The organism is Haladaptatus sp. W1, from assembly GCF_001723155.1.
Classification (GTDB): Archaea; Halobacteriota; Halobacteria; order Halobacteriales; family Haladaptataceae; genus Haladaptatus; species Haladaptatus paucihalophilus.
In genome coordinates, this window is sequence record NZ_MEIH01000274.1 from 1 (window position 1) to 21362 (window position 21362).

General features: G+C 62.3%; 22 protein-coding genes and 1 pseudogene. 7 read left to right on the top strand and 16 right to left on the bottom strand.

The features are described 5' to 3' along the window. Positions 1 to 145: 145 nt before the first annotated feature. The 3 genes from BG842_RS12795 to BG842_RS12805 all read right to left on the bottom strand — a co-directional run bounded on the left by BG842_RS12795 (position 146) and on the right by BG842_RS12805 (position 3371). The gene (locus tag BG842_RS12795; RefSeq protein ID WP_069451034.1) at positions 146 to 478 is read right to left on the bottom strand and encodes a putative quinol monooxygenase; all 333 of its coding nucleotides are present in this window, start codon (positions 476 to 478) and stop codon (positions 146 to 148) included. 392 nt (positions 479 to 870) lie between these two features. Further along, positions 871 to 3132 (bottom strand): CDC48 family AAA ATPase, encoded by a 2262-nt coding sequence (locus BG842_RS12800; RefSeq protein ID WP_069451035.1) that lies wholly within the window; start codon positions 3130 to 3132, stop codon positions 871 to 873. Further along, positions 3129 to 3371, bottom strand: coding sequence for a hypothetical protein (locus tag BG842_RS12805; RefSeq protein ID WP_007977646.1), 243 nt, complete (start codon positions 3369 to 3371; stop codon positions 3129 to 3131). The genes BG842_RS12800 and BG842_RS12805 overlap by 4 nt, the downstream gene beginning before the upstream one ends. A gap of 183 nt (positions 3372 to 3554) precedes the next feature. On the opposite strand from BG842_RS12805, the gene BG842_RS12810 reads away from it, so the two are divergent. After that, positions 3555 to 4331: an alpha/beta fold hydrolase gene (locus tag BG842_RS12810; RefSeq protein ID WP_007977645.1), complete on the top strand. Its 777-nt coding sequence runs from the start codon at positions 3555 to 3557 to the stop codon at positions 4329 to 4331. A gap of 14 nt (positions 4332 to 4345) precedes the next feature. On the opposite strand, the gene panB is transcribed toward BG842_RS12810, so the two are convergent. Next, positions 4346 to 5155: a 3-methyl-2-oxobutanoate hydroxymethyltransferase gene (gene panB, locus BG842_RS12815; RefSeq protein WP_069451036.1), complete on the bottom strand. Its 810-nt coding sequence runs from the start codon at positions 5153 to 5155 to the stop codon at positions 4346 to 4348. Between the two features lie 104 nt (positions 5156 to 5259). On the opposite strand from panB, the gene BG842_RS12820 reads away from it, so the two are divergent. Together BG842_RS12820 and BG842_RS12825 are read left to right on the top strand one after the other, a co-directional pair. After that, positions 5260 to 5508 carry a DUF5822 domain-containing protein gene (locus BG842_RS12820; RefSeq protein ID WP_069451051.1) on the top strand — a complete coding sequence of 83 codons (249 nt, stop codon included), beginning with the start codon at positions 5260 to 5262 and terminating at the stop codon, positions 5506 to 5508. Between the two features lie 194 nt (positions 5509 to 5702). Beyond that, on the top strand, positions 5703 to 6353 hold the full coding sequence (locus BG842_RS12825; RefSeq protein WP_069451037.1) for a helix-turn-helix domain-containing protein: 651 nt from the start codon (positions 5703 to 5705) through the stop codon (positions 6351 to 6353). 9 nt (positions 6354 to 6362) lie between these two features. On the opposite strand, the gene BG842_RS12830 is transcribed toward BG842_RS12825, so the two are convergent. Both BG842_RS12830 and BG842_RS12835 read right to left on the bottom strand, forming a co-directional pair. Continuing rightward, a complete protein-coding gene (locus tag BG842_RS12830) occupies positions 6363 to 6881 on the bottom strand; it encodes an HAD family hydrolase (protein WP_007977639.1) in 519 nt (172 codons plus the stop codon). A gap of 72 nt (positions 6882 to 6953) precedes the next feature. Further along, a complete protein-coding gene (locus BG842_RS12835; protein WP_069451038.1) occupies positions 6954 to 8078 on the bottom strand; it encodes an acyl-CoA dehydrogenase family protein in 1125 nt (374 codons plus the stop codon). 152 nt (positions 8079 to 8230) lie between these two features. On the opposite strand from BG842_RS12835, the gene BG842_RS12840 reads away from it, so the two are divergent. Further along, the gene (locus BG842_RS12840; RefSeq protein ID WP_007977637.1) at positions 8231 to 8794 is read left to right on the top strand and encodes a hypothetical protein; all 564 of its coding nucleotides are present in this window, start codon (positions 8231 to 8233) and stop codon (positions 8792 to 8794) included. Between the two features lie 106 nt (positions 8795 to 8900). Next, complete coding sequence (locus BG842_RS31615; RefSeq protein WP_254663133.1) at positions 8901 to 9179, top strand: hypothetical protein; 279 nt, start codon at positions 8901 to 8903, stop codon at positions 9177 to 9179. A gap of 42 nt (positions 9180 to 9221) precedes the next feature. Here the strand turns inward: BG842_RS31615 and BG842_RS12850 are convergent. Continuing rightward, positions 9222 to 9724: pseudogene (locus tag BG842_RS12850) on the bottom strand (hypothetical protein). Between the two features lie 366 nt (positions 9725 to 10090). Between BG842_RS12850 and BG842_RS12855 the strand changes: the two are divergent. Beyond that, positions 10091 to 10417, top strand: a complete 327-nt coding sequence (locus tag BG842_RS12855) for an NUDIX hydrolase (RefSeq protein WP_254663135.1) — start codon at positions 10091 to 10093, stop codon at positions 10415 to 10417. Positions 10418 to 10523: 106 nt separating this feature from the next. On the opposite strand, the gene BG842_RS12860 is transcribed toward BG842_RS12855, so the two are convergent. From BG842_RS12860 to BG842_RS12900, 9 genes are all read right to left on the bottom strand, one after another. Beyond that, on the bottom strand, positions 10524 to 11495 hold the full coding sequence (locus BG842_RS12860; protein ID WP_007977630.1) for a sugar phosphate isomerase/epimerase: 972 nt from the start codon (positions 11493 to 11495) through the stop codon (positions 10524 to 10526). Positions 11496 to 11604: 109 nt separating this feature from the next. Continuing rightward, on the bottom strand, positions 11605 to 12678 hold the full coding sequence (locus tag BG842_RS12865) for a Gfo/Idh/MocA family protein (protein WP_007977628.1): 1074 nt from the start codon (positions 12676 to 12678) through the stop codon (positions 11605 to 11607). Positions 12679 to 12805: 127 nt separating this feature from the next. Next, positions 12806 to 13009 carry a hypothetical protein gene (locus BG842_RS12870; protein ID WP_069451040.1) on the bottom strand — a complete coding sequence of 68 codons (204 nt, stop codon included), beginning with the start codon at positions 13007 to 13009 and terminating at the stop codon, positions 12806 to 12808. 1 nt (position 13010) lies between these two features. Next, positions 13011 to 14198: an ABC transporter ATP-binding protein gene (locus tag BG842_RS12875; protein WP_069451041.1), complete on the bottom strand. Its 1188-nt coding sequence runs from the start codon at positions 14196 to 14198 to the stop codon at positions 13011 to 13013. Between the two features lie 6 nt (positions 14199 to 14204). Beyond that, the gene (locus BG842_RS12880) at positions 14205 to 15140 is read right to left on the bottom strand and encodes a carbohydrate ABC transporter permease (RefSeq protein WP_007977623.1); all 936 of its coding nucleotides are present in this window, start codon (positions 15138 to 15140) and stop codon (positions 14205 to 14207) included. Continuing rightward, positions 15141 to 16133 (bottom strand): carbohydrate ABC transporter permease, encoded by a 993-nt coding sequence (locus BG842_RS12885; RefSeq protein WP_069451042.1) that lies wholly within the window; start codon positions 16131 to 16133, stop codon positions 15141 to 15143. It lies immediately after the preceding gene. 2 nt (positions 16134 to 16135) lie between these two features. After that, the gene (locus tag BG842_RS12890) at positions 16136 to 17593 is read right to left on the bottom strand and encodes a substrate-binding domain-containing protein (RefSeq protein WP_069451043.1); all 1458 of its coding nucleotides are present in this window, start codon (positions 17591 to 17593) and stop codon (positions 16136 to 16138) included. 331 nt (positions 17594 to 17924) lie between these two features. After that, on the bottom strand, positions 17925 to 18911 hold the full coding sequence (locus BG842_RS12895) for an aldo/keto reductase (RefSeq protein WP_069451044.1): 987 nt from the start codon (positions 18909 to 18911) through the stop codon (positions 17925 to 17927). Between the two features lie 60 nt (positions 18912 to 18971). Next, positions 18972 to 20417, bottom strand: coding sequence for a DUF6498-containing protein (locus tag BG842_RS12900; protein ID WP_254663136.1), 1446 nt, complete (start codon positions 20415 to 20417; stop codon positions 18972 to 18974). A gap of 243 nt (positions 20418 to 20660) precedes the next feature. On the opposite strand from BG842_RS12900, the gene BG842_RS12905 reads away from it, so the two are divergent. Continuing rightward, positions 20661 to 21350: a hypothetical protein gene (locus BG842_RS12905; protein ID WP_254663137.1), complete on the top strand. Its 690-nt coding sequence runs from the start codon at positions 20661 to 20663 to the stop codon at positions 21348 to 21350. Positions 21351 to 21362 lie beyond the last annotated feature (12 nt).

Sequence of the window (21362 nt, forward strand, 5' to 3'; positions counted from 1 at the left end):
CGTCATCGTGTTCGCCTTCCTCCGCACCGAACTCTCGCTCTCGAAAAACGAATCGTGGGGGTTGCTCGCCGTGTACTGCCTGTTTCTCGTGTGGATGCTGTTGGAGACGGTCGGCGTGACGCACGTCGTTCCGGGTGCGTGAGGACTACCCACCGGCCAGCAATTCCTCGACGCCGAACTGAACGGTCTCGCACTCGTCCACACGAGCCTGAATCGTCTCCATCTCTCCATCGACGTAGGTCGGCAGTTCCTCGTTGAACCGCTCGTAGTGGTCGGTCTCGACGTGTTCCTCCCACGCCTCGACGCTTTCGTATTGCTCGAAGAAACGAACGAGGTTCGAATCCTGAACGTCGGTCGTCGCCCAGTAGTTGACCATGCCGTCCTCCTCCTGTGAATGCTCTGCGACGGTTCGCATGACCTCGATTGCTTCCGCTCGTTGTTCCGGGTCGATGGGGATGCTCGTCTGGACGATTATCATTCCACTCGTGAAATCACAAGAACTCGCCAAGACAGTTCGGTGAACTACAGTTCACGCGGCGGGCTGACAGCATCGCGGTAGGCAATCGACACAACCGCCAGAAGTAGCAACCGAGACTGTTGCCAAAATCTCAACCGACACAAAGCTCCGAAAATCACCCGGTGACACAAGCTGCCAGTCGCTAGCATCTCCACCGAAAGACCTGCGGTCTTTCGAGCCATCACAATCGCCCCGCGATTGTGAGACACCGGAAAATCTTCGATTTTCCGGGCCGATGAACCCCCGGAGGGGGTGAGGAGCGCTTTTGATCGACATTTTGCCAGGAAGCCGTCAGGGGATGACGACGGCGGTTGTCGTCATCCCCTGACCGCGACCGCAGCAAAAGGTCGTGCTCATTGGAACGTCCGACCCAACTGCTCTTTCGTCTCGGGTTCCGCGGTGTCGAAGCGCTCTTCGATTTCCGCGTAGCGTTCGCGGGTCTCCTCGGTGACGCTGGGCGTCACCTCGCCGAGCGCGTCCTCGAAGTGCTCCGCGGTGATGCGGACGTTGCCGACGCTCTCGCCGATGTCGTCCGGCGAGACGCTCTCGATGAACTCGCGGCTGGCGGCCATCGCGGCCTCGCGGCAGACGGCTTCGATGTCAGCACCGACGTAGCCGTCGGTTTGCTCCGCGAGTTCTTCGAGGTCAACGTCGTCGGCCAGCGGCTTGTGGCGGGTGTGAACCTCGAAGATGGCGAGGCGCGCCTCTTCGTCCGGCACGGGCACGTGGACGTGGCGGTCCAACCGTCCCGGACGCAGGAGCGCCGAGTCGATGAGGTCGGGGCGGTTCGAGGTGGCGATGACCACGACGTCCTCGAGTTCTTCGAGGCCGTCGAGTTCGGTCAGCAGTTGCGAGACGACGCGCTCGCTGACCTGCGTGCCACCGCCGCCGTCGCGGCCGCGCTCCGTGGCGATGGAGTCGATCTCGTCGAAGAACACCACGGTCGGGGCGTTCTCGCGCGCCTTGCTGAACACTTCACGGACGCCCTTCTCGCTTTCCCCGACCCACTTCGACAGCAGTTCGGGACCCTTGATCGAGATGAAGTTGCTGTCGCTCTCGTTGGCGACGGCCTTCGCCATCAGGGTCTTCCCGGTTCCGGGCGGCCCGTACATCAGGACGCCTTTCGCGGCCTGCATGTCGAGCGCCTGGAACACCTCGGGGTAGTCGAGCGGCCATTGGATGGTCTCGCGGAGGCGCTCTTTGGTGCCCTCCAAGCCACCGACGTCCTGCCACGTCACGTCGGGGACTTCGACGAACACCTCGCGGAGCGCGGAGGGTTCGATGCCCTTCAGCGCCTCCTTGAAGTCCGCTTCGGTGACCTTCAGCGACTCCAGTACGTCCGCCGGAATCTCTTCCGAGTCGAGGTCGAGTTCCGGACGGACGCGCCGGAGCGCGTTCATCGCGGCTTCGCGAGCCAACGATTCGAGGTCGGCACCGACGAAGCCGTGGGTGTTGTCGGCGTACGCCTCCAAGTCCACGCCGTCGGCGAGCGGCATCCCGCGGGTGTGAACCTGCAGGATTTCGAGGCGGCCCTCGCGGTCCGGCACGCCGATTTCGATTTCGCGGTCGAAGCGACCACCGCGGCGAAGCGCGGGGTCCACCGCATCGACGCGGTTCGTGGCCGCGATGACCGTCACTTCACCGCGCTCTTCGAGGCCGTCCATCAGCGAGAGGAGCTGTGCGACGACGCGGCGTTCCACGTCCCCGCCCGCTTCCTCGCGCTTGGGCGCGATGGAGTCGAGTTCGTCGATGAAGATGATGGCCGGGGAGTTCTGTTCGGCCTCCTCGAACACCTCCCGCAGTTGCTCTTCCGACTCGCCGTAGTACTTCGACATGATCTCCGGGCCGGAGATGGTCTGGAAGTAGGCGTCGATTTCGTTGGCGACGGCCTTCGCCATCAAGGTCTTCCCGGTTCCCGGCGGGCCGTGGAGCAGAACGCCCTTCGGCGGGTCGATGCCGAGGCGGCTGAACAGCTCCGGGTGGCGCATCGGGAGCTCTATCATCTCGCGAACCTGTTCCAGTTCGCGCTCCAGACCGCCGATGTCCTCGTAGGTCACGTCCGGTCGGGCTTGACCGCCCGCACCGCCACCGGCCGTAATCTCCTCGGCCGGGCGTTCGCTGATCTGAATCTCGGTGGCGTCGGTGACGACGACGGTTCCGTCCGGGTCGGTTTCGGCGACCTTGAGCGGAATCGACTGGCCGGAGCCCATTCCCATCAGGCCGAAGCCGAACGGAATCGCCTGCCCTTGGGTGATGGCTTGCCCGCTCAGCTTATCGCGGATGTGCGGGGCGATGTTCCCGCGAATCTGGAGGTTCTGCGGGAGCGCTATCGTGACCCGGTTTGCCGGGTTCACGTCGGCTTTCTCGATGCTCACTTTGTCGTCGATGCCGACCCCGGCCTCCTGCCGGAGCTTTCCGTCGATACGGATGATACCGCGACCTTCGTCCTCGGGGTAGCCGGGCCAAACCCGCGCGACAGCACGACCCTGCCCATGCCCCTCGATGACAATATAGTCGCCGTTTTCGACACCCAACTCCTCCATGGAGCGTCGATCAACCGCCGCGAGTCCGCGACCCGCGTCCTTCTGCTTGAGCGGTTTGACTGTAAGTTTCATTGTCCCACCTCGATAGTGAGGACACCATTGTTGATAAACGCTTGCGCGTCACCGTCCGGTAGCTCGATTTCGCTTTGGAAACTCTCGCCGTCGCGCTCCACGACGACGATTGCGGCGTCATCCAGCACGTCGACCGACACCTCTGCCGTGCCGAAATCCGCGACGATGAGCTCTTCGTCGCCGTACTCGTAGCGGCGTGCAATACTGTCTTCTTGCTGTGATATTCGTTCGAGCGTCATCTTTAGCTAACCTTGGGTTAGTTGCGCTTCTATATATATGTTTCGTATATTGGGGCGGTGCTGCATGGCGATTCTATGATTTGGCCCTGAAATGCGGTTCACACTGCTCGCTCTATTTCGATGCGAATCGTAGCCGACAGTACGAGGTCGAACTTTATGCTTCGTGCGTGAGAACGAGATGATATGGAGTCGGTCACACATCACGACCGGAGGACGGTGTATCGCGTCGCGGACCGCGGTGGGGAGGGGTCCCCCGTCTTGTTCGTTCACGGCAGCGGCGGCAGCCACGAAATCTGGAAGGCGCAACTCGCTCGCCTCGCGTCCGAGTTCCCCGTCGTCGCGGTCGATTTGAGCGGCCACGGGGAATCGGACGACGTGGACGCCGACCCCGGCTGGAGCACCTTCTCCGCGTACGCCGACGACGTGCTGGCGGTCGCGGAGGAGACGGGTGCGCGAACCCTCGTCGGCAATTCGCTCGGCGGGGCGGTCGTCATGCACCTCGTTCTCGAACGGGGATTCGACGCCGATGCGCTCGTCCTCGCCGGAACGGGCGCACGGCTGTCGGTGTTGGACGACCTGCTCACGTGGTTGGACGACGATTTCGACCGCGCCGTCGAGTTCCTCCACGACGACGACCGACTCTTTTACGACCCGGACGACCGGTACGTCGAACTGTCGAAGGAGTCGATGTACGAGGTCGGACAGCGGGTCACGAGCCGCGATTTCCACTCGTGTCACACCTTCGACGTCCGCGACCGATTGGGCGACATCACCGCGCCCACGCTCGCCGTCGTCGGCGAACACGATATGCTCACACCGCCGTGGTATCACGAGTTTTTGGCCGACAACGTACGGGACGGGCGCTACGCGGAAATCGAGGACGCGGCGCATCTCGCCATGCTCGAAACGCCGGACGCGTTCAACGAAACGCTCGTGGAATTCCTAGAGGACGTTCGATAAAATCGACAACGGCGTCAGTACACGCCGTCCAACTCGTCCTCGACGTGACTGTGTTCCTCGGCGGGGAACTCGCCCGACTCGACCTCCTCCCGGAAGGCCGACACCGCGCGTTCCATCTCGCCTTTCACGTCACCGAACTGCTTCGAAAAGGGAGGACTCCAGTCGCCCAAGCCGACGGCATCGTTGATGACGAGGACCTGCCCGTCGGTGTGCGGTCCCGCCCCGATGCCGATGGTCGGGATGTCGAGTTCGGCCGTAATCGTTTCCGCGAGGTTCGCCGGGACGTGTTCGAGGACGAGCGAAAACGCTCCCGCCTCCTCGTGTTCCTTGGCGAGAGTGAGGATTTCGTCCGCGTCTTCCCGCGTCGTTCCCTGTCGAACGTGGCCCACCTGATTGACGCTTTGAGGTGTCAGCCCGAGATGGGCCATCACCGGGACGCCGAGGTTCGAGAGCGTTTCCGTGAGCTCGACGGTGTGTGGCCCGCTCTCGATTTTGACGGCGTTCGCGCCCTCCTCTTTCAGCATCCGACCCGCGTTTTCGACGGCGCTCTTCTCGTCATAGCCGAAGCTAAGGAACGGCAGGTCGGCGACGACGAGGGCGTCCTCCGTCCCCCGGACGACCGCGCCGGTTCGACTGGCAACTTCGTCTACCGTCACCGGCAGCGTCGAATCGTATCCGAGGGCCGCGTTTCCCATACTGTCGCCCACGAGTATCATATCGACACCGGCGTCGTCCACGATGGCCGCGGTCGGCGCATCGTAGGCCGTCAGCATCGTGATCGGCTCTTTTCCCGCCTTGGCGCGGATGTCCCTCACCGTTGGCATACATCGAACTCTACGGCCCGACGGCTTAACGTGCCCGGTCGGTGATGCGTTCGCCGAAATCCGACCTGACAACTCTTAAGCCGACGCGGTTCCCGCGTTCACTCGTGCCTGAACCAGTCGAAACCCACAGTCCCGACGGCATCGACTACGGATGGGTGATGCAGGTGACGTTCGTCACCACCATCGTCGTCGGTGCGCCACTCGTCGCGCTCCTCGCACTCTTTTCCGGCGTCTCGCTTCCGACGTGGGCATCGCGCGTGTCGTTCGCGGTTCGAGTCGGTGCGATAGTCTGGTTTATCACCGCAATCGGGGTTTTTCTCTACGCTCGCACCCATCAAACCGTCGGACGGTGACGTTCATCAAAAACGTACAGTGTTACACGTTTCCAAACGAGAGCGCACGTTTTCTGGGAGATTTGGAATGTGTATGAAACGAGATGTGTTTTCGACTGCTCCACTTCCCGTCCGCGATTCTCTATTTCGTTACCTCGAATATCTATAATCGCACGGCCAATAAGGGTATTAACCACAACTCCTGAGAAAGGGCTATGACGGGAACCATAGCCGAAGTGGCGTTTCCCGCCGAACGGTTTGCCCTCGGTCACACGCTCGATGCGCTCGATTCGATTCGGTTCGACATCGAGCAGGTGGTTGCGTACAATCACAACCACCTCATGCCCTTCGTCTGGGTAGGAACGGACAACAGACAGGGCATCGAAACCGCGCTCACCGCGGACGAGAGCGTACGCGATTTCCAACTCGTTGGAGAGTTCGACACGGAATGTCTGTATCGTTTGGAGTGGGTCAAGGATATCGACGTACTGATTCAGATCCTCGTCGAGGAGAACGGAACGGTGCTGGCCGCGACGGGGAAAGAAGACACGTGGAAGTTCCGGTTGCTGTTCAGCGACCACGACGCCGTGACTCGCACGTACGAGTACTGTCGTCGCCGGGGTATCGACCTCGAACTCCAGAACATCCACGAGTTTTCGAAGGGGAGAACGGGACGGTACGGACTCACGCAGAGTCAGCAGCAGACGCTCATGCTCGCGTACGAGACGGGGTACTATTCCATTCCGCGAAGCGCGTCGGCCACCGACCTCGCCGATTCGCTCGGCGTGACCCATCAATCCATCTCGGAGAAACTACGACGCGGACACGCGAACCTCCTGAAGAACACGCTCGCGCTCAATCAGTAGCCGATAGCGCTACACGTACTCGAACGCGACGCCCGCTCGTTCTGCCGTCAGTTCGTCACGCGGAGAGTCGCCGATAAACAGTGCCGGGCCGTCGATTCCCAGCGTCCGAAGCGTCGCTCGAAGCGGTTCCGGGTCGGGCTTTCTCGTCGGAACGGAATCGCGGCCGACGACCGCATCGACGGCATCGGCGAGTCCGTGCGTTTCGAGGCTGACGTGACAGGAGGCCTCGCAGTTCAGCGAACACACGCCGACCGGAACGTCGCGTCGAAGCAGTTCGTCGGCGTGCGGCAGTCGCTTCGAGCGCCGCGCGCCGAGACACTCGTGGTCGCCGATGACCGACTCGACCGCCCCACGGGCGTTCGCCTCGTCTGCCAAGTCCAACATCGCCCAGAGGTCCGCACCGCTCGCGTCGACGCCGTGGTCGGAGAGGACGTCGGCGACGTCCCGCGCGACCTGTTTCCAGTTGACGACGAGGTTCACGAGCGTCCCGTCCAAGTCGTACACGACCGCCGAAACGTCGTCTATCACGGTCGTCGGTAGGGAAGGGGAGAGCAAAGGGACTTCGGTCGGCGACGGTCCCGGTTCCCCGGCGGTCTCGCCTCAGTCGAGGAGGTCGCGGGCGATGACCTTCTTCTGAATCTCCGAGGTACCCTCGTAGATGGTCGTGATCTTCGAATCGCGGTAGAACCGCTCCACGTCGAAATCCGTCGTGTAGCCGTAGCCGCCGTGAATCTGGACCGCCTCGTTCGTGATTTCGACGGCGGACTCGCTGGCGAAGTACTTCGCCATGCTCGCGGCCGCTGCGTGGTCCTCGCCGTTATCCGCACGGCGGGCCGCATCGCGGGTCAACAGTCGCCCCGCCTGCAACTTCGTCTGCATGTCGGCGAGTTTGTGCCGGATGGTCTGGATGTCGGCGATTGGCCGGTCGAACTGCTCGCGGTCCTGTGCGTACTCCACGGCCTGGTCGAGCGCCGCTTGCGAGAGACCGACCGCCTGACTGGCGATGCCGATGCGCCCGCCGGTCAAGATGTGGAACGCCGCGGACAGCCCTTTGCCTTCCTCCGTCAACCGATACTCGGCGGGAATCCGAACGTCGTCGAAGATGAGGCTGGTCGTGTCGCTCGCCCGCAGGCCGAGTTTCTCTTCTTTCTTGCCGACTTCGACGCCCGTGTCCTTCGGGACGACGAACTGCGTGATGCTCCGCGGGTCGTCACGGTCCGTCTTGGCGAACAGGACGATGACGTCGGCCCGCTTGCCGTTCGTTATCCACTGCTTCTTGCCGTTGATGACGTACTCGTCGCCCTCGCGGCGCGCTTCCGTGGACATCTCGGCCGGGTTCGACCCCGCTTCGGGTTCCGACAGCGCGAACGCGCCGACCGGCCGACCCTTCGCCATGTCGGGGAGCCAGCGTTCTTTCTGTTCCTCGTTGCCGAACTCCGCGAGACAGGAGGTTGCGAGACAGTGGACCGACAGCGCCGTCGCAACCGACAGGGTGCCGTAGGCGACCTCCTCGTTGACGACGCTGTACGTCAATTTGTCCACGTCGAGTCCGCCGTACTCCTCGGGAACCGTCATCCCCATCATGTCGAGGTCGGCGAGACCGTCCCACACGTCCTCCGGGAACTCCTGTTTCTCGTCGCACTCGGCCGCGACCGGTCGAATCTCCTCGACGGCGTACTCCCGAACCACGTCCCGAATGGCTCGCTGTTCCGCTGAAAGGTTCATGATGGTTCTTCGAGTGCCGGAGGAAAAAGGTACCCGTTCCACGCCGTCCGCGTGCCGTGTTCGCACCGCGACAACGACGCACATCGCCGTCAGGACGGGTACAGATACGAAAAAGCGACACGTTAATCCTTCCTGCGTGTCACGGTGTACCTATGCGGATTCGAGAGTGGCAGGACATCTTGCAGGACGTCGTTGACCGGAGCGTCGACCCCGAGGGGTGGCGGGCCGCCGGCGGACAACGAGCCGGTGGCGTCGGCGAGGACCTGTATCTCGGCCATCCGAACGCCGGTCTCTACCACCTGAAGACCTACGCGAAAAACCCGTATCAGGTGCGAGGCGTCGGCACGCACGTCGCCCGAAAGCTCGACGACGAAATCGGGAGCTACCTCCCCGAGAAGGACTTCCGGGACGGACGATTCGCCGTGCGGAACTCCGAGGAGAAGCGCCCGGACGAAAATGAGATGGAAGCGCGCGCGAAGCGCGTCGAGGAAACCATCAAGGCGCACGCCGACGCGCCGACGTCGGGGGCGGACCTCTTCGACGACGTGATGGAGGCGCTCGAAAGTCCGGCGTTCGGGCCGATGGAGTTCGACGGCTACGACCGTCCCGACGCCGTTTCCGACCTCGCGGAGACGTTCGAGGAGTCGGAAAAGTTGCTGAACGAGGAGTTGGACGACCTCATCGACGAGGATGAAGTCGGCCGTGGATTCCAGTAACGTTTCTCGATTTACTCTCCGACGATGAACCGGTCAGGAGACTCACCGGTGGCGAAACCGATAGTAGCGGTGAGCGAGTAATGGAAATAGTGACCTTCTGATGCGTGTGACCCATCCCGACCTCACAGTCACCGACGGTGAATCGAGAACCGGCGGACGAGTGATCGCGCTCATCGGTCTTCTGCTGTCGATGGTCGTTATCATCGACCTCTTTCTCCGTGCGGAGTCGGTGTGGTTCCCGGAGTTCATCATCGAGATGACGCTCTCGGCGATGCTGGTTTTCGATTCACCGTCGGTGACTGTGAGGTCGGGATGGGTCACACGCATCAGAAGGTCACTATTTCCATTACTCGCTCACCGCTACTATCGGTTTCGCCACCGGTGAGTCTCCTGACCGGTTCATCGTCGGAGAGTAAATCGAGAAACGTTACTGGAATCCACGGCCGACTTCATCCTCGTCGATGAGGTCGTCCAACTCCTCGTTCAGCAACTTTTCCGACTCCTCGAACGTCTCCGCGAGGTCGGAAACGGCGTCGGGACGGTCGTAGCCGTCGAACTCCATCGGCCCGACGCCGGACTTTCGAGCGCCTCCATCACGTCGTCGAAGAGGTCCGCCCCCGACGTCGGCGCGTCGGCGTGCGCCTTGATGGTTTCCTCGACGCGCTTCGCGCGCGCTTCCATCTCATTTTCGTCCGGGCGCTTCTCCTCGGAGTTCCGCACGGCGAATCGTCCGTCCCGGAAGTCCTTCTCGGGGAGGTAGCTCCCGATTTCGTCGTCGAGCTTTCGGGCGACGTGCGTGCCGACGCCTCGCACCTGATACGGGTTTTTCGCGTAGGTCTTCAGGTGGTAGAGACCGGCGTTCGGATGGCCGAGATACAGGTCCTCGCCGCGTTCGAGACGCTTTTCGAGGTCGTCGAGCGCTACCGCCAGTGATTCTGCGGTGTCCCGCCGGGATTTAAGCACCTGCCTCACGCTTCCTCTCTCATGCGGGGAGTATGCGCAGGCGACGAGACGCGTTCCGTCAGGACGAGCAGGGGACGATAATGGTCGGACCGATTTCACGGGAGGAACGGTCGGCCGCGATGCTTCGCCTGAAATAGCGATCGTCCTGCTCGTCGGCGCGTCGGGGGCCTCATGCATTCACGGCGGCGCGAGCGTCCTCGGTCTCGTCGCCGCAACCGTCGCGGGTTGGTCGTCGGCGCGCTGTGAGTGTACCTGAGCTGGATCGTTCGTTGACCGCTTCCGTCGCGATTCGATACGCTTATTCGACACTTCCCGACTCTTCACGAACCCCCGATGCCCGAAAACAGAATCCGCGTTTCCGCTCGCGGCCTCGTCCGGCGCGACGACGAGCTCCTCGTTGCTCGGGAGACGCCCCCCGGCGGAGACACACCGTTTTACTATCCGTTGGGTGGCGGCGTCGAGTTCGGCGAACACAGTGAGGACGCCCTGCACCGCGAGTTCGACGAGGAGTTGGGCGTCTCGCTCTCGAACGTCTCCCACTTCGAGACCTACGAGGGAGTGTTCACGTCCGGCGGCCGACGCCACCACGAAGTGTGGCGCGTCTACGAGGCTGACATCGTGGAGCCGTGGCCGTACGAGCGAGACGAATTCACGGGGTAGGAGGTCGAGTTCGACGAAGAAATAGCGTGCGTCTGGAAGTCCGCGGATGCGTTCGGTGAAGGCGACGAGACGCTGTATCCCGAGGCGCTCGTCCCGGACCTCTGAGCTATTCCGCCCAGTACGCCTCGCCGGGCGTGGTTCGGAAGACGGCCCGCTGGAGCAGTTCGACGGCCTTCTCCAACCCTTCGCGCGAACTGGTGAGCGAGTCCTCGTGTTCGATGGAGAGCGCGCCGTCGTAGTCCACGAGGCGGAGGGCGCTCACGATGTCCTTCCAGTGCCCCTCGCCGTGACCGTAACCCACCGAGCGGAACAGCCACGAGCGGTTGGCCTCCTCCGTGTACGGCGTCGTGTCGAGAACGCCCTTGTAGCGGGCTTGGGATTCGTAGACCTTCGTGTCCTTGGCGTGGAAGTGGTGGATGGCGTCGTGTTCGCCGAGGAAGCGGATGGCTTCCGGCACGTCGATACCTTGCCAGTAGAGGTGGCTCGGGTCGAAGTTCGCGCCGACGCGCTCGCCCGTCGCGTTGCGGAGTTCGAGCATCCCGGCGGGTTCGTGGACGAGCATGTTCGGGTGCATCTCGATGGCGAGGTCAACGTCGTGGTCGTCGGCGAACGCCTCCAGTTCCTGCCAGTACGGAATCGCCACGTCCTCCCACTGGTATTCGAGCGCTTCCTCGTGTTCCGAGGGCCACGGCGCGGTTATCCAGTTCGGGTACTCGTCGTTCGGGCCGCCCGCGGGCAGGCCGGAGAAACAGGTGACGGTGCCGACGTCCAACTGGTCGGCGAGCCGAATCGCTTCGCGGAGTTCGGTGTCGGCTTCCTCCGCCTCCTCGTCGTCCGGGTGCAGCGGGTTGTTGTGCGTCGCCAGCGCGCTGATTCGCATGTCGTACTCGGCGAGCAGGTCGTGGAGTTCGTCCTGTGCCTCCTCGTCGTCCAGATACTCGTCCCGCGGAAGGTGGGTGTCGCCGGGGTAGCCACCCACGCCGGGTTCGATGGCGTCCACGCCGATGTCGTTGAGATACGCGAGGGCGTCTTCGAGCGATTCGCCGTACAGTGGTGGTGTGTGAACGCCGATGTCCATGATAGAACCGATTACTCCGTTCGGGAATAAAATTTTGGTGCGATGGATTACACCACCGGTGCACCGAGTTCGAGTCCGCCCCCACGAATCCCGTCGCCCCCCGACCGCGCTACTCCTGTGACAACTGCACGGCCTGCTCGTCCTGCGAGGAACGGTAGATTGCGTCGATGACGCGCTGGACGGTCAGTGCCTGCTCGATGGTGTTCATCTTCGGCGCGACGCCATCCCGCACCGCCTCGAAGAAGACGCGCTGCTCCGCCTTGTGCGCGTCCTCCTGTCGCGTCTTGACATGCGAGTCCGAGAAGTGGTCCGCACCGACCATGCTCGTCTCGTAGATGGTGAGCGAGTCGTCGTGCTTGTCGAAGCTCGCGCCCGCGTCCGTCCCTCGCACGAAGTACTCCTCGCTCGACGAGCGGTTCGCGGCCCACGCGACTTCGAGCGAGATGGTTTTGCCACCTTCACAGCGGATGAACGCGGTCACGGAGTCGTCAACGGTAAACGCGCCCGAGTCGGTGTCGTCGCCCCACATTTCGAGGTAGGTGTAGTCGTCGCGGTCGCCGAACTGCGAGCGAACCTCGCCACTGACTTCCTTCACGTCCGGGAAGTCGTGGAGGTGCAACGCGAGGTCGATGGCGTGGACGCCGATGTCGATGAGGGCACCGCCACCGGCCACGTCACGGTTCGTGAACCACGAGCCGCGGCCGGGGATGCCGCGCCGTCGGATGTAGTTCGCCTCGACGTGGCGCGTCTTCCCGAAGCGGCCTTCGTCCTGATAGCCCTTGATGACCTCGACCGGGTTCCGGAAGCGGTTGTGGAAGCCGACCATACAGAACCCCTCGGCGTTCCGCGCCGCCTCCGCGATGCGCTCTGCGCTCTCCAACGTGTGCGCGAGCGGCTTTTCGAGAAGGACATCGAGACCCGCATCGAGCGCGGAGATGGCGTACTCCTCGTGGAATTTGTTCGGCGTCGTGACGATCACGGCGTCGATGTCCGACTCGTACAGTTCCTCGTAGCTCTCGAACGAGCGGGTGTCGTACTTCTCGGCGAATCGCGCGCGCGCGTCGGGGTTGATATCGACACCGCCGACTATTTCGTGGCGCAGATCAGTGATTCTATCGGCATGATAGTGTCCAATATTTCCGAGACCGACGAACCCAACTCGAACCGGCTCACTGGCACTCATAGTTACCGCTCACCGGTGAGACGGTGTTATTCTTTTCCTTTCGTCGTCTCTCTCGGCCGTGACTGATAAGTCGGATGGCAGTATTTGCCGCGGCCGGACTGAACTCGGGTGGTCGAACGGGAACACGTTAGTACAACTGCTGTTTCTTCTCGTCGCGTTCGCGCTCACGTTCTTCCTCCGCCTTCTTGGCCTCGCGCTCGGCGAGCATTCCCCGGATGCCGGGGATGATCTTGTTCTTCAGGTCGAGCCCGAACGACACGACGCCGTACGCCCAGAAGAAAAACAGGAGCGTTCCGGCTCCCAGATAGTACCAACCGAGTTCGGTCACCATCTCAGTCGTCCCCCTCCGCTTCGGTGCCCGTGGGTTCGGTTCCGACCGAAGAGAACTCCAGTCCGTGTGCGATGGCATCGCCGCTTTGCGTGTCGAACAGGTGAAGGTGTTCCCGGTCGAGAATCACTTCGACCTCCTCGTCGGTGCTGATGTCCTTGTCCGGGTCGACGCTCATCAGCAGTTGGTGGGAGTCGTCGGCCTCCGCGTCGATCTCCTCCGGACTTACGCCGCCCGTGAGCAGGTACACGAATATCTCGTCGCCCATCGGTTCGAGCACGTCCGTCCGGGCGGGGATGGGATCCGTCGGGGTCGCCACGTCGTCGGCGTCCTCGACGAGATACACGTCCTCCGGACGGACGCCGAGCGTCACTCGGTCGTCCGTGGCGACCCCCTCCACGTGGCCCGGTTCGAACTCGACGTGATAGTCCTCCGTCTGCAGTCCGTTCGAATCTATCGTCCCCTCCACAAAGTTCATGCTTGGCGAGCCGATGAACCCGGCGACGAACCGGTTCGTCGGCTCGTTGTAGCAGGTGAGCGGCGGTGCGAACTGCTGGAGTTCGCCCTGATTGATGACCGCGATACGGTCGGACATCGTCATCGCCTCCGCCTGGTCGTGGGTGACGTAGATGATGGTCGCGTCGAGTTCCTTGTGGAGCCGCTGGAGTTCGGTGCGCATGTGGACGCGGAGTTTCGCGTCGAGGTTCGCCAGCGGCTCGTCCATCAGGAACACCTCGGGTTGGCGGACGATGGCGCGAGCGATGGCGACGCGCTGGCGTTGACCACCGGACATCTCGTCCGGCATCCGGTCCAGCATGCCTTCGAGTTGGACGATTTCGGCCGCCTGGTCGACCCGGCGGTCCACTTCCTCCTTCTCGAAACTCCTGAGCCGAAGGCCGAAGCTGATGTTGTCGTACACGTCCATGTGCGGGAACAACGCGATGTTCTGGAACACCATCGCGATGCCGCGGTCTTTCGGGGGGAGCGTCGTCACCTCCCGGTCAGCGATGGAGATCGTCCCCTCCGTCGGAATCGTGAGGCCCGCGATGGTTTCGAGCGTCGTGGACTTTCCACACCCCGACGGACCGACGAGCGTGACGAACTCGCCGTCCTCGATGTCCAGATTCATGTCTTCGACTGCCGTTACATCGTCGTACCGTTTCGAAACGTGTTCGAGGTTAACTTCACCCATTGTGTATCACTCCTTCAGTGCGCCAGAGGTGAGCCCGCTGACGATTTTCTCCTGCGCGATGACGACGAGGATGGCGATGGGCAGGATGCCAACGATGCTCGCCGCCGCCATGAGGTTGTAGAACGATGCGTACTGGCCTTGGTAGCCAAGGATGCCCCACAGGATGGGGGCCCAGTGTTGTGCCTCCCCGTCCGTCATCAGGTACGAGAAGAAGAACTCGTTGTACACGTTGATAAACGTTAGCACGCCCGCGGTGGCGACGCCGGGAGCCGACAGCGGGATGATGACGCGGAACAGCGCGCCCAGTCGCGTGGTGCCCTCGATTCGCGCGGCGTCCTCCAGCCCGTCCGGAATCTGGCTGTAGAACGTCGTCAGGATGAATATCGAGAGCGGCATGAACAGGGCGCTGAACGGGAGCAACAGCGCTCCCGGCGTGTTGTACAGCATCGGCGTGCTCAGCCCGAGTATCTCGATGTTCCCCGTGAACAGCCGGAACAGCGGGATGAGGAACGCCGCCGGTGGGAAGTACGAGATGGCGAGGATGAGCAACATGAGCGGCCCACGGCCGGGGAAGTCGAGTCGCCCGAACACGTAGCCCGCGAGGCTCGCGAGCACCAGCACGATGGCGGTGGTCAACAGCGCGAGCACGAAGCTGTTGAACATGTAGACGTGGAACGGTAACCGCTGGAATATCTCCACGAACGCGCCGGGATTGAACCCGTTCGGAAGCAGTCCCATCTGGGAGATTTGATTGCTCGGCGTCAGCGCGAGGACGAGCAACCAGTACAGCGGGAACAGCGTGGTGAACAGGAAGAACACCATCACGAGGTAGAACAACCCCCGGTAGGTGCTCTCCGGGTCCTGTATCGACCCTTTCGCCCACCGTCGGAACGGACCGAGGTTTTCGTCCGAGTCCGACGTGGTTTGTTCTGCTTGCGCCATCTAGATCCCCTCCGCGCTCTCGCGGAACTTCACGATGTACACTGTCACCACGATGCCGATGATGGCCGCCGTCACGAACGCGATGGCGGACGCCGTTCCGTACCGCCGGACGCTGAACGTCGAAACGACGAGACAGGACAGCGACGGCACCGTCGAACACCCGGACATGGTCTGGATAAGGCCGTAAATCCGCATCGCCGCGATGGTGCGGAACAACATGGCCACCATGACCGTCGGGAAGACGAGCGGCAGCGTGATCATCTTGAACTGCTGCCACTTCGACGCGCCCGCGACCTTCGCCACGTCGTAGAGGCTCCGGTCGACGCTCTGCAGTCCGGCGAGGATGAGCAGCGCCATGAACGCCGTCGTCTTCCACACGTCGGCCACGATGATGATGGACAACGCCTCCGGGCTGTTGACCAGCGGCGTCGTCGAGAACCCGACCACGTTGTGAAGGATGTCGGCACCGAAGCCGATACCCGGTTGGAAGAGCAGGTAGAAGATCATCCCCTGAATGACGATGGGAACCGCCCACGGGAGGATGATGGCCACCCGAACCCAGCGCCGACCGCGGAAGTCCTGGTCCAGCACGAGCGCCTGTCCGAAGCCGATGATGGTTTCGAACAGGACGCTAGCGATGGTGAAAATGAACGTGACGATGAGCGCGCTTTTGAACGGATTACTGAGGTCGATGAACGGTTGCGGTAAGGCGACCGTATCGAGTTTCCCCGTCAACAGGTTCACGTAGTTTTCGAACCCGACGAACCCGCCGATTTGAGCAGGGCCGGTGATGCTGTCCGCGTGCAATGACATCTCGAACGTCCGCAAGAGCGGCCAGAAGGCGATGACGCCGAGCAACAGCAACGCGGGGAGCAAGAGCAGATACGCGAATTGCGTCTCGCTCAGGCTCTCGATCCAGCGAACTGCACCGGCGTAGGCACCCGACTTCGGCTGCTCCCGCAAGCCGTGTTCCGATGGTTCTTCAGTTGCCATGATTATTTGTTGTAGTTCTCGATTTCGGTCAACTGGCTTTTCAAGGTGGACATCGCCGATTCCGGCGAAGCCTCGTTGGCGTACGCCGCGTGCACCTGCTGGGCGATTTTACCCGACTCCTGCGGCCAAACCGCCGTGACGGGACGCGGCACCGCGTTCTGTCCGGCCACTCGAAGTTCGTCGACGTACCGGCCGATAACCGGCACCTCCTTTGCTTTCTTCGATTTGAGGAGTTCCGGCTCCGGCGGGAGCCAGCCGATGACTTCGAACAGCTTCAGTTTGAACGACGGTTGCATCATCGCCCGAATCACCTCGAAGACGGTTTCCCGCTTCGGCGAGTTCGGGTTCACGGTCACGTGCCACCCGCCGAGGGCCGCGGCGGGACCGCCCGTTCCCTTGTACTTCGCTTGACCGGGTTTGACGCCGTACGGAATCGGCATGACGCCGAGGTCCTTGCCAAACACGTCGTCGGCTCCGTTGATGACGATGGAGTACGGCCAGTTCCGGTGCATAACCGCGTGGCCGTTGGTGAACGGGGCACGCGACGTCTCCTCGGACCACGAGAGCACGGCGGTTGGAGAAATACCACCTTTGTATCCCTGCAGCGTTCCGGGCGCGGAAGAACCGTGAATGAAGGTCCGAATCATCTTGATGGACTTGATGACCGGCTCTTCCGCCACCGTCACCGGACGCTTGCCGATTGGTCCGAACAGGTTATCGTGCGGACCGAAGTACGCGCCGCCCCACGAGGTCATGAACTCGTTGAAATCACAGCACGAGAGTCCTTCGTAGATGTCCGCTTGGAAGGTGAAACCGTACTGCATGTCGTTTTGCTTTTTGACCTCCTTCGTCACCTCGGAGAACTTCTTCCACGAGATGGATTCCGTTCCCCAGTTTTCCTTGTCGGGTTTGTATCCGGCCTTCTTTACGAGGTCCTTCCGATACTGCATCGTCGGAAAGTCGGGAAAGAGGGGAACTCCGTAGAGGTCGCCGCTGGTGGATTTCGCGGTCTGAACGCTGGCTTGGAAGTAGTCGTTTTCGACTTTCTTTACCAAATCCTGCGGCAGGTTTTCGCTGAGGTTCAGCACTTGCCTCCGAGCGATGAACGTCAGCGCCCACCCGCTGTCCATGAGCAACATGTCCGGCTCCTCCAAGTTGGCCGAGAGCCAGCGCTGGTACTGGGACTGGCGAACGTCCGTGTTGCTCGACCCGGCGAGAACTTCGACGTGGATGTCGTCCGACAGGCCAGCGTTGTGAAGTGCTTTGTTTATTTCACCTTGTGCGTCCGCCGCGTCCGAGTCGGCGGCGAATTTGATGGTATTCGGGTCCGCGGGCTTTCCTTGACTCGTACAGCCGGCGAGACCGGCGGCAGTGCCGGAGGCTCCGACGGCCTTTACGAAGGTCCGTCGGGAGACGCCGTCTCGCCGACGGCCTCTATCACGTTCGCTAACACCCACCATGGTTTTCTAAGACGGAATTGCCGCATTTATAGCTTTGGTGCGATTGACTACTGCCGTTGTTATATTTTATATACACGAATTATCACGTTCATGTTGTTTGTATCCCGGATAGGTAAAATCATTTGTGGACGATAACCATCATATATGGGTGTTGTCGTTTGAAAACGGCAGCAAGGGTTGACTTCAGAAAATAAATGGAGCCCTACATGAATTGTTTCGCCGTTGGTCTTCAGAATCCCGTTCCGTGCCGCCTCTCGGCCATTATCTCGGCAATTTTGGCCGTCGTTCGGTGTCTCGAACGGGTTTGTTTCACCGACAAACGACGCACATCTCAGATGTTCGCGATATCTCTGGACCAGACTGGTGCTTTCGGCGATTCGAGGCGCTCCAGTTCTTCGTCCGAGAGTGAGATGTCGAGGGATGCGATGTTTTCGACCAAGTGGTCCTCCGTCCGCGGGCCGATGATCGGCGAATCGACGACGGGTTTGTGGAGCAACCACGCGAGACTGACCTGTGCGGCCGAGACGTCTTTTTCCTCCGCGATGGCTCGAACCTCGTCCAACACGGCCCAGTTCTCGTCGGTGAATCGCTCTTCCGTGTACTCGTCGCTGGCCGCCCGACCCTCCGTTACCTCCTCGTCGCGGTGATATTTCCCGGTCAGGAATCCCCCGGCCAGCGGCGACCACGGGATGACGCCGACGCCTTCCGCGTCACAGACCGGCAGGAGGTTTTCCTCCTCGTGACGGTCCACGAGGTTGTACTCCGGTTGCATGCAGGAAAAGCGCTCGTAGTCCTCGACGTCACTTTCGTACAGCGCCTTCGTGAACTGCCACGCCGCCATCGTGCTCGCGCCGATGTAGCGCACCCGTCCCGTCTCGACGAGGTAGTCGAGCGCGGAGAGCGTCTCCTCGATGGGCGTCGTCTCGTCCCAGCGGTGTATCTGGTACAAGTCGATGTAGTCGGTGCCGAGTCGGTCGAGGCTCGCCTCGGCTTGGTCCAGGATGTGTTTTCGGGACAACCCCTGCCCGTTCGGATAGTCGCCCATCCCGCCGAACACCTTCGTCGCAATCACGAGTTCGTCGCGGTTCCGTCCCTCGATGGCCTTGCCGACTATCTCCTCGCTCTCGCCGTGTGAGTAGACGTTCGCCGTATCGAGGAAGTTGATACCCATGTCCATCGCTCGGTCGAGGAGGTCGAGGCTGGCCGCCTCGTCGTTTATCATCCACGGCTGTTCGCTCCCGAAGTTCATGCAGCCGAGACAGAGTCGCGACACTTCCAGACCGGTGCTCCCGAGTTTCGTGTACTGCATTTCCGTCATGCTCGTTGAACACGTTCACGGAGCGGAGATAAAGGGCTGTGGGCGAACTATCGAGGAAGCTCACCAGTTCATCGCGGCGACCCAGAGGAGCGCCCCGAGAACCACGAGGAACGGCCCGCCGAAGAGGAGCGTGAGGAGGACGACGCCGCCCGCCCCTATCTCGCCCGAACTGATCACACCGACCGGCACCGCGAGGAACGTGAGCGCGATGCCTGCCGCGGCTACGAACATGGTTCTGTTGGGGTCCTTTTGCTCCGCGTCCGTCGCGGACAGGCCCAACCCCTCCGCGACGTCGGTGACCTCCTCGAACGGCCCGAGCGACGGTACGTGTCGTTCTTCGTCGGCGTCCCGCCAATCGAGCGCGATGGTTCCGGTTCCGAGGAATCGGTCCACCACCCGCCGCGGTACCGAGGATTCCTCGATGTCGTCGATGGCGACCCGCCACTGTGGTTCGTCGAGCCAGCGGTCGTATTCGACGATTTCGTCGCCATACCGCCGATACTCGACCGTTCCACGGCGGAGGTAGTGGCTTCCCAGCTTCCCGAGGACGATGGGCGAAAGCAGCGCCACCCCGGCCGCCACGACGACCCATTCGAGCACTATCACACCGAATGCGGTGAGGAGGACGGCGAGGTATCCCGTCCGACTCGCCAAGCCGGACACCCCTGGCACGATTCCGTCGGCAACGACGGCACGGGTATCGGGCCGAATTCGCTCGTCCGGCGTCCCGTCGGGCATCGACACCCGCTCTGGCGGGTCTTCGTTGCCGTCCGAGTCGAGCAGTCGTCCGATGATGCCGCCCGGTCGCTCGTCCGCGTACTCCGTTCGATAGTTGTGCACCTCGTGGGCGAGTTTCGCCGCGACGATGACGCCGACTCCGACGAGGCTCGCCGTCCGCGCACTCTCGATTACACCCGCGACACCCATCAGGAGCACGAACACCGCCGTGTGCCGCGCGGTCGCTTGTTGTGTCGCGCGTGGGGACGTCTCGGCGTAGTTCTTCTCGCGGATGTACTCCCGATGGAACTCGACGCCGCGTCCGACCGCCATGCCGACCCCGCCGACCGCAACCGTCCGCATCAGCGCGGACGTCATCCGGTTTTGGAGACCGAGTTGGGTGAAGAGCAAGGCACCCAGCAGGAACCACACCAGCAGCAGGACGTTCACCTGTGCGGCGGCGAACGGAACGTTTCGAACGTACGCTGGTGGGCCGCCCCGCCAGAGGGATTTGCCACCGCGTTTCTCCCGCAGTTCGGACAGCGGGAGGTGCCGGTCCCCAACCTCGGGCGACCGTCGTTGCGCAAACAGCACCTTCGGAACGGACCAGCAGGTGACGATTCCCATCTCGACCCAGTACAGCACGAGGACGGCGACAGGCGTCCAACCGAACGACAGGACGCCGACGACCGGGAACAGGTTCGCTCCCAGCAAGGGAATCACGGTGGCGACTCGTCGGAGCGCATCGCGGTCGATCATGTATTCGGCGGTTCGAAGGGTATCCGACACGACCCGATGTGATGGATGGAGAGCATTTCGACCGATACTTACCAATCGACCAATGTATGGGTTGTGCTCGAACGGTCGTCGAACCGCCCGTCTCCCGAAGTTTCAACCTCCCGGCGTCCGAACTCCCTGTCAATGATTGACGGGATTCGAAAGCCGGAGTACACGGGTGAAAACCGCTGCTGGCCGTGTACCGTACTGAACACTAATATTCTTCTTCTCGCGTGCGCGAGTGTAACTCGACTGTTGTCCGGAAGTCGATTCCGTCGCCTCGGAGTCGCGTCGGCGCTCGGCGTCGTCGGCGGAGCGGGAATCGCGCTTCGAGGCTATCTCGTCCCCGGAACGCCTGAGTTCGCGCCCAAACTCGTTTCGGCGCTCTCCCCGACGCCGCAACCACTCCAGCCACCCGCGGAACCGGGGTCGTTGGCCGGTGAATCTGACGAGGAGACCGGCGAGCGCGCGCTCTCAGAACTCCTCGATGCGGGCGTCGTCCACGCCGTCGGCGAGAGCCTCCAACTGGACGAACGGTTTCGAACCGACTGGCGCGCGGAGATGGAATCCGTTCGAGAGGGCGACCTGGCGGCGGCGGTTCGTGCCGCGTCGCCGTCTCCCGTCAGCGTACAATCCGTCGATAGCGGGGCGTACATCGTCGTCTCCGCCGGTGGCGTGGAAACCGAGCGTTGGCTTTCGCGGCCGGTCGCCATTGCGGACGTCGCGGCGGTGCGGACGCTGGCCGAGTTCGACATCGACCGCGATATCCGCGTGCAATCGGCGTCGGCGCTCCGCGCGTTCTGCCGCGACTGTCCGGTGTGCGATACCCCGCTCGAAGAAACCAGCGCCGACAGCTGTTGTGGCAGCGGGAGTTCCACCCCCCTCGATGCGCCCGACGACGTGCTGGCCTGCCCGGAGTGCGACCAGCGCGTTTTCACCTTCTAAGCTCGCTTCCCG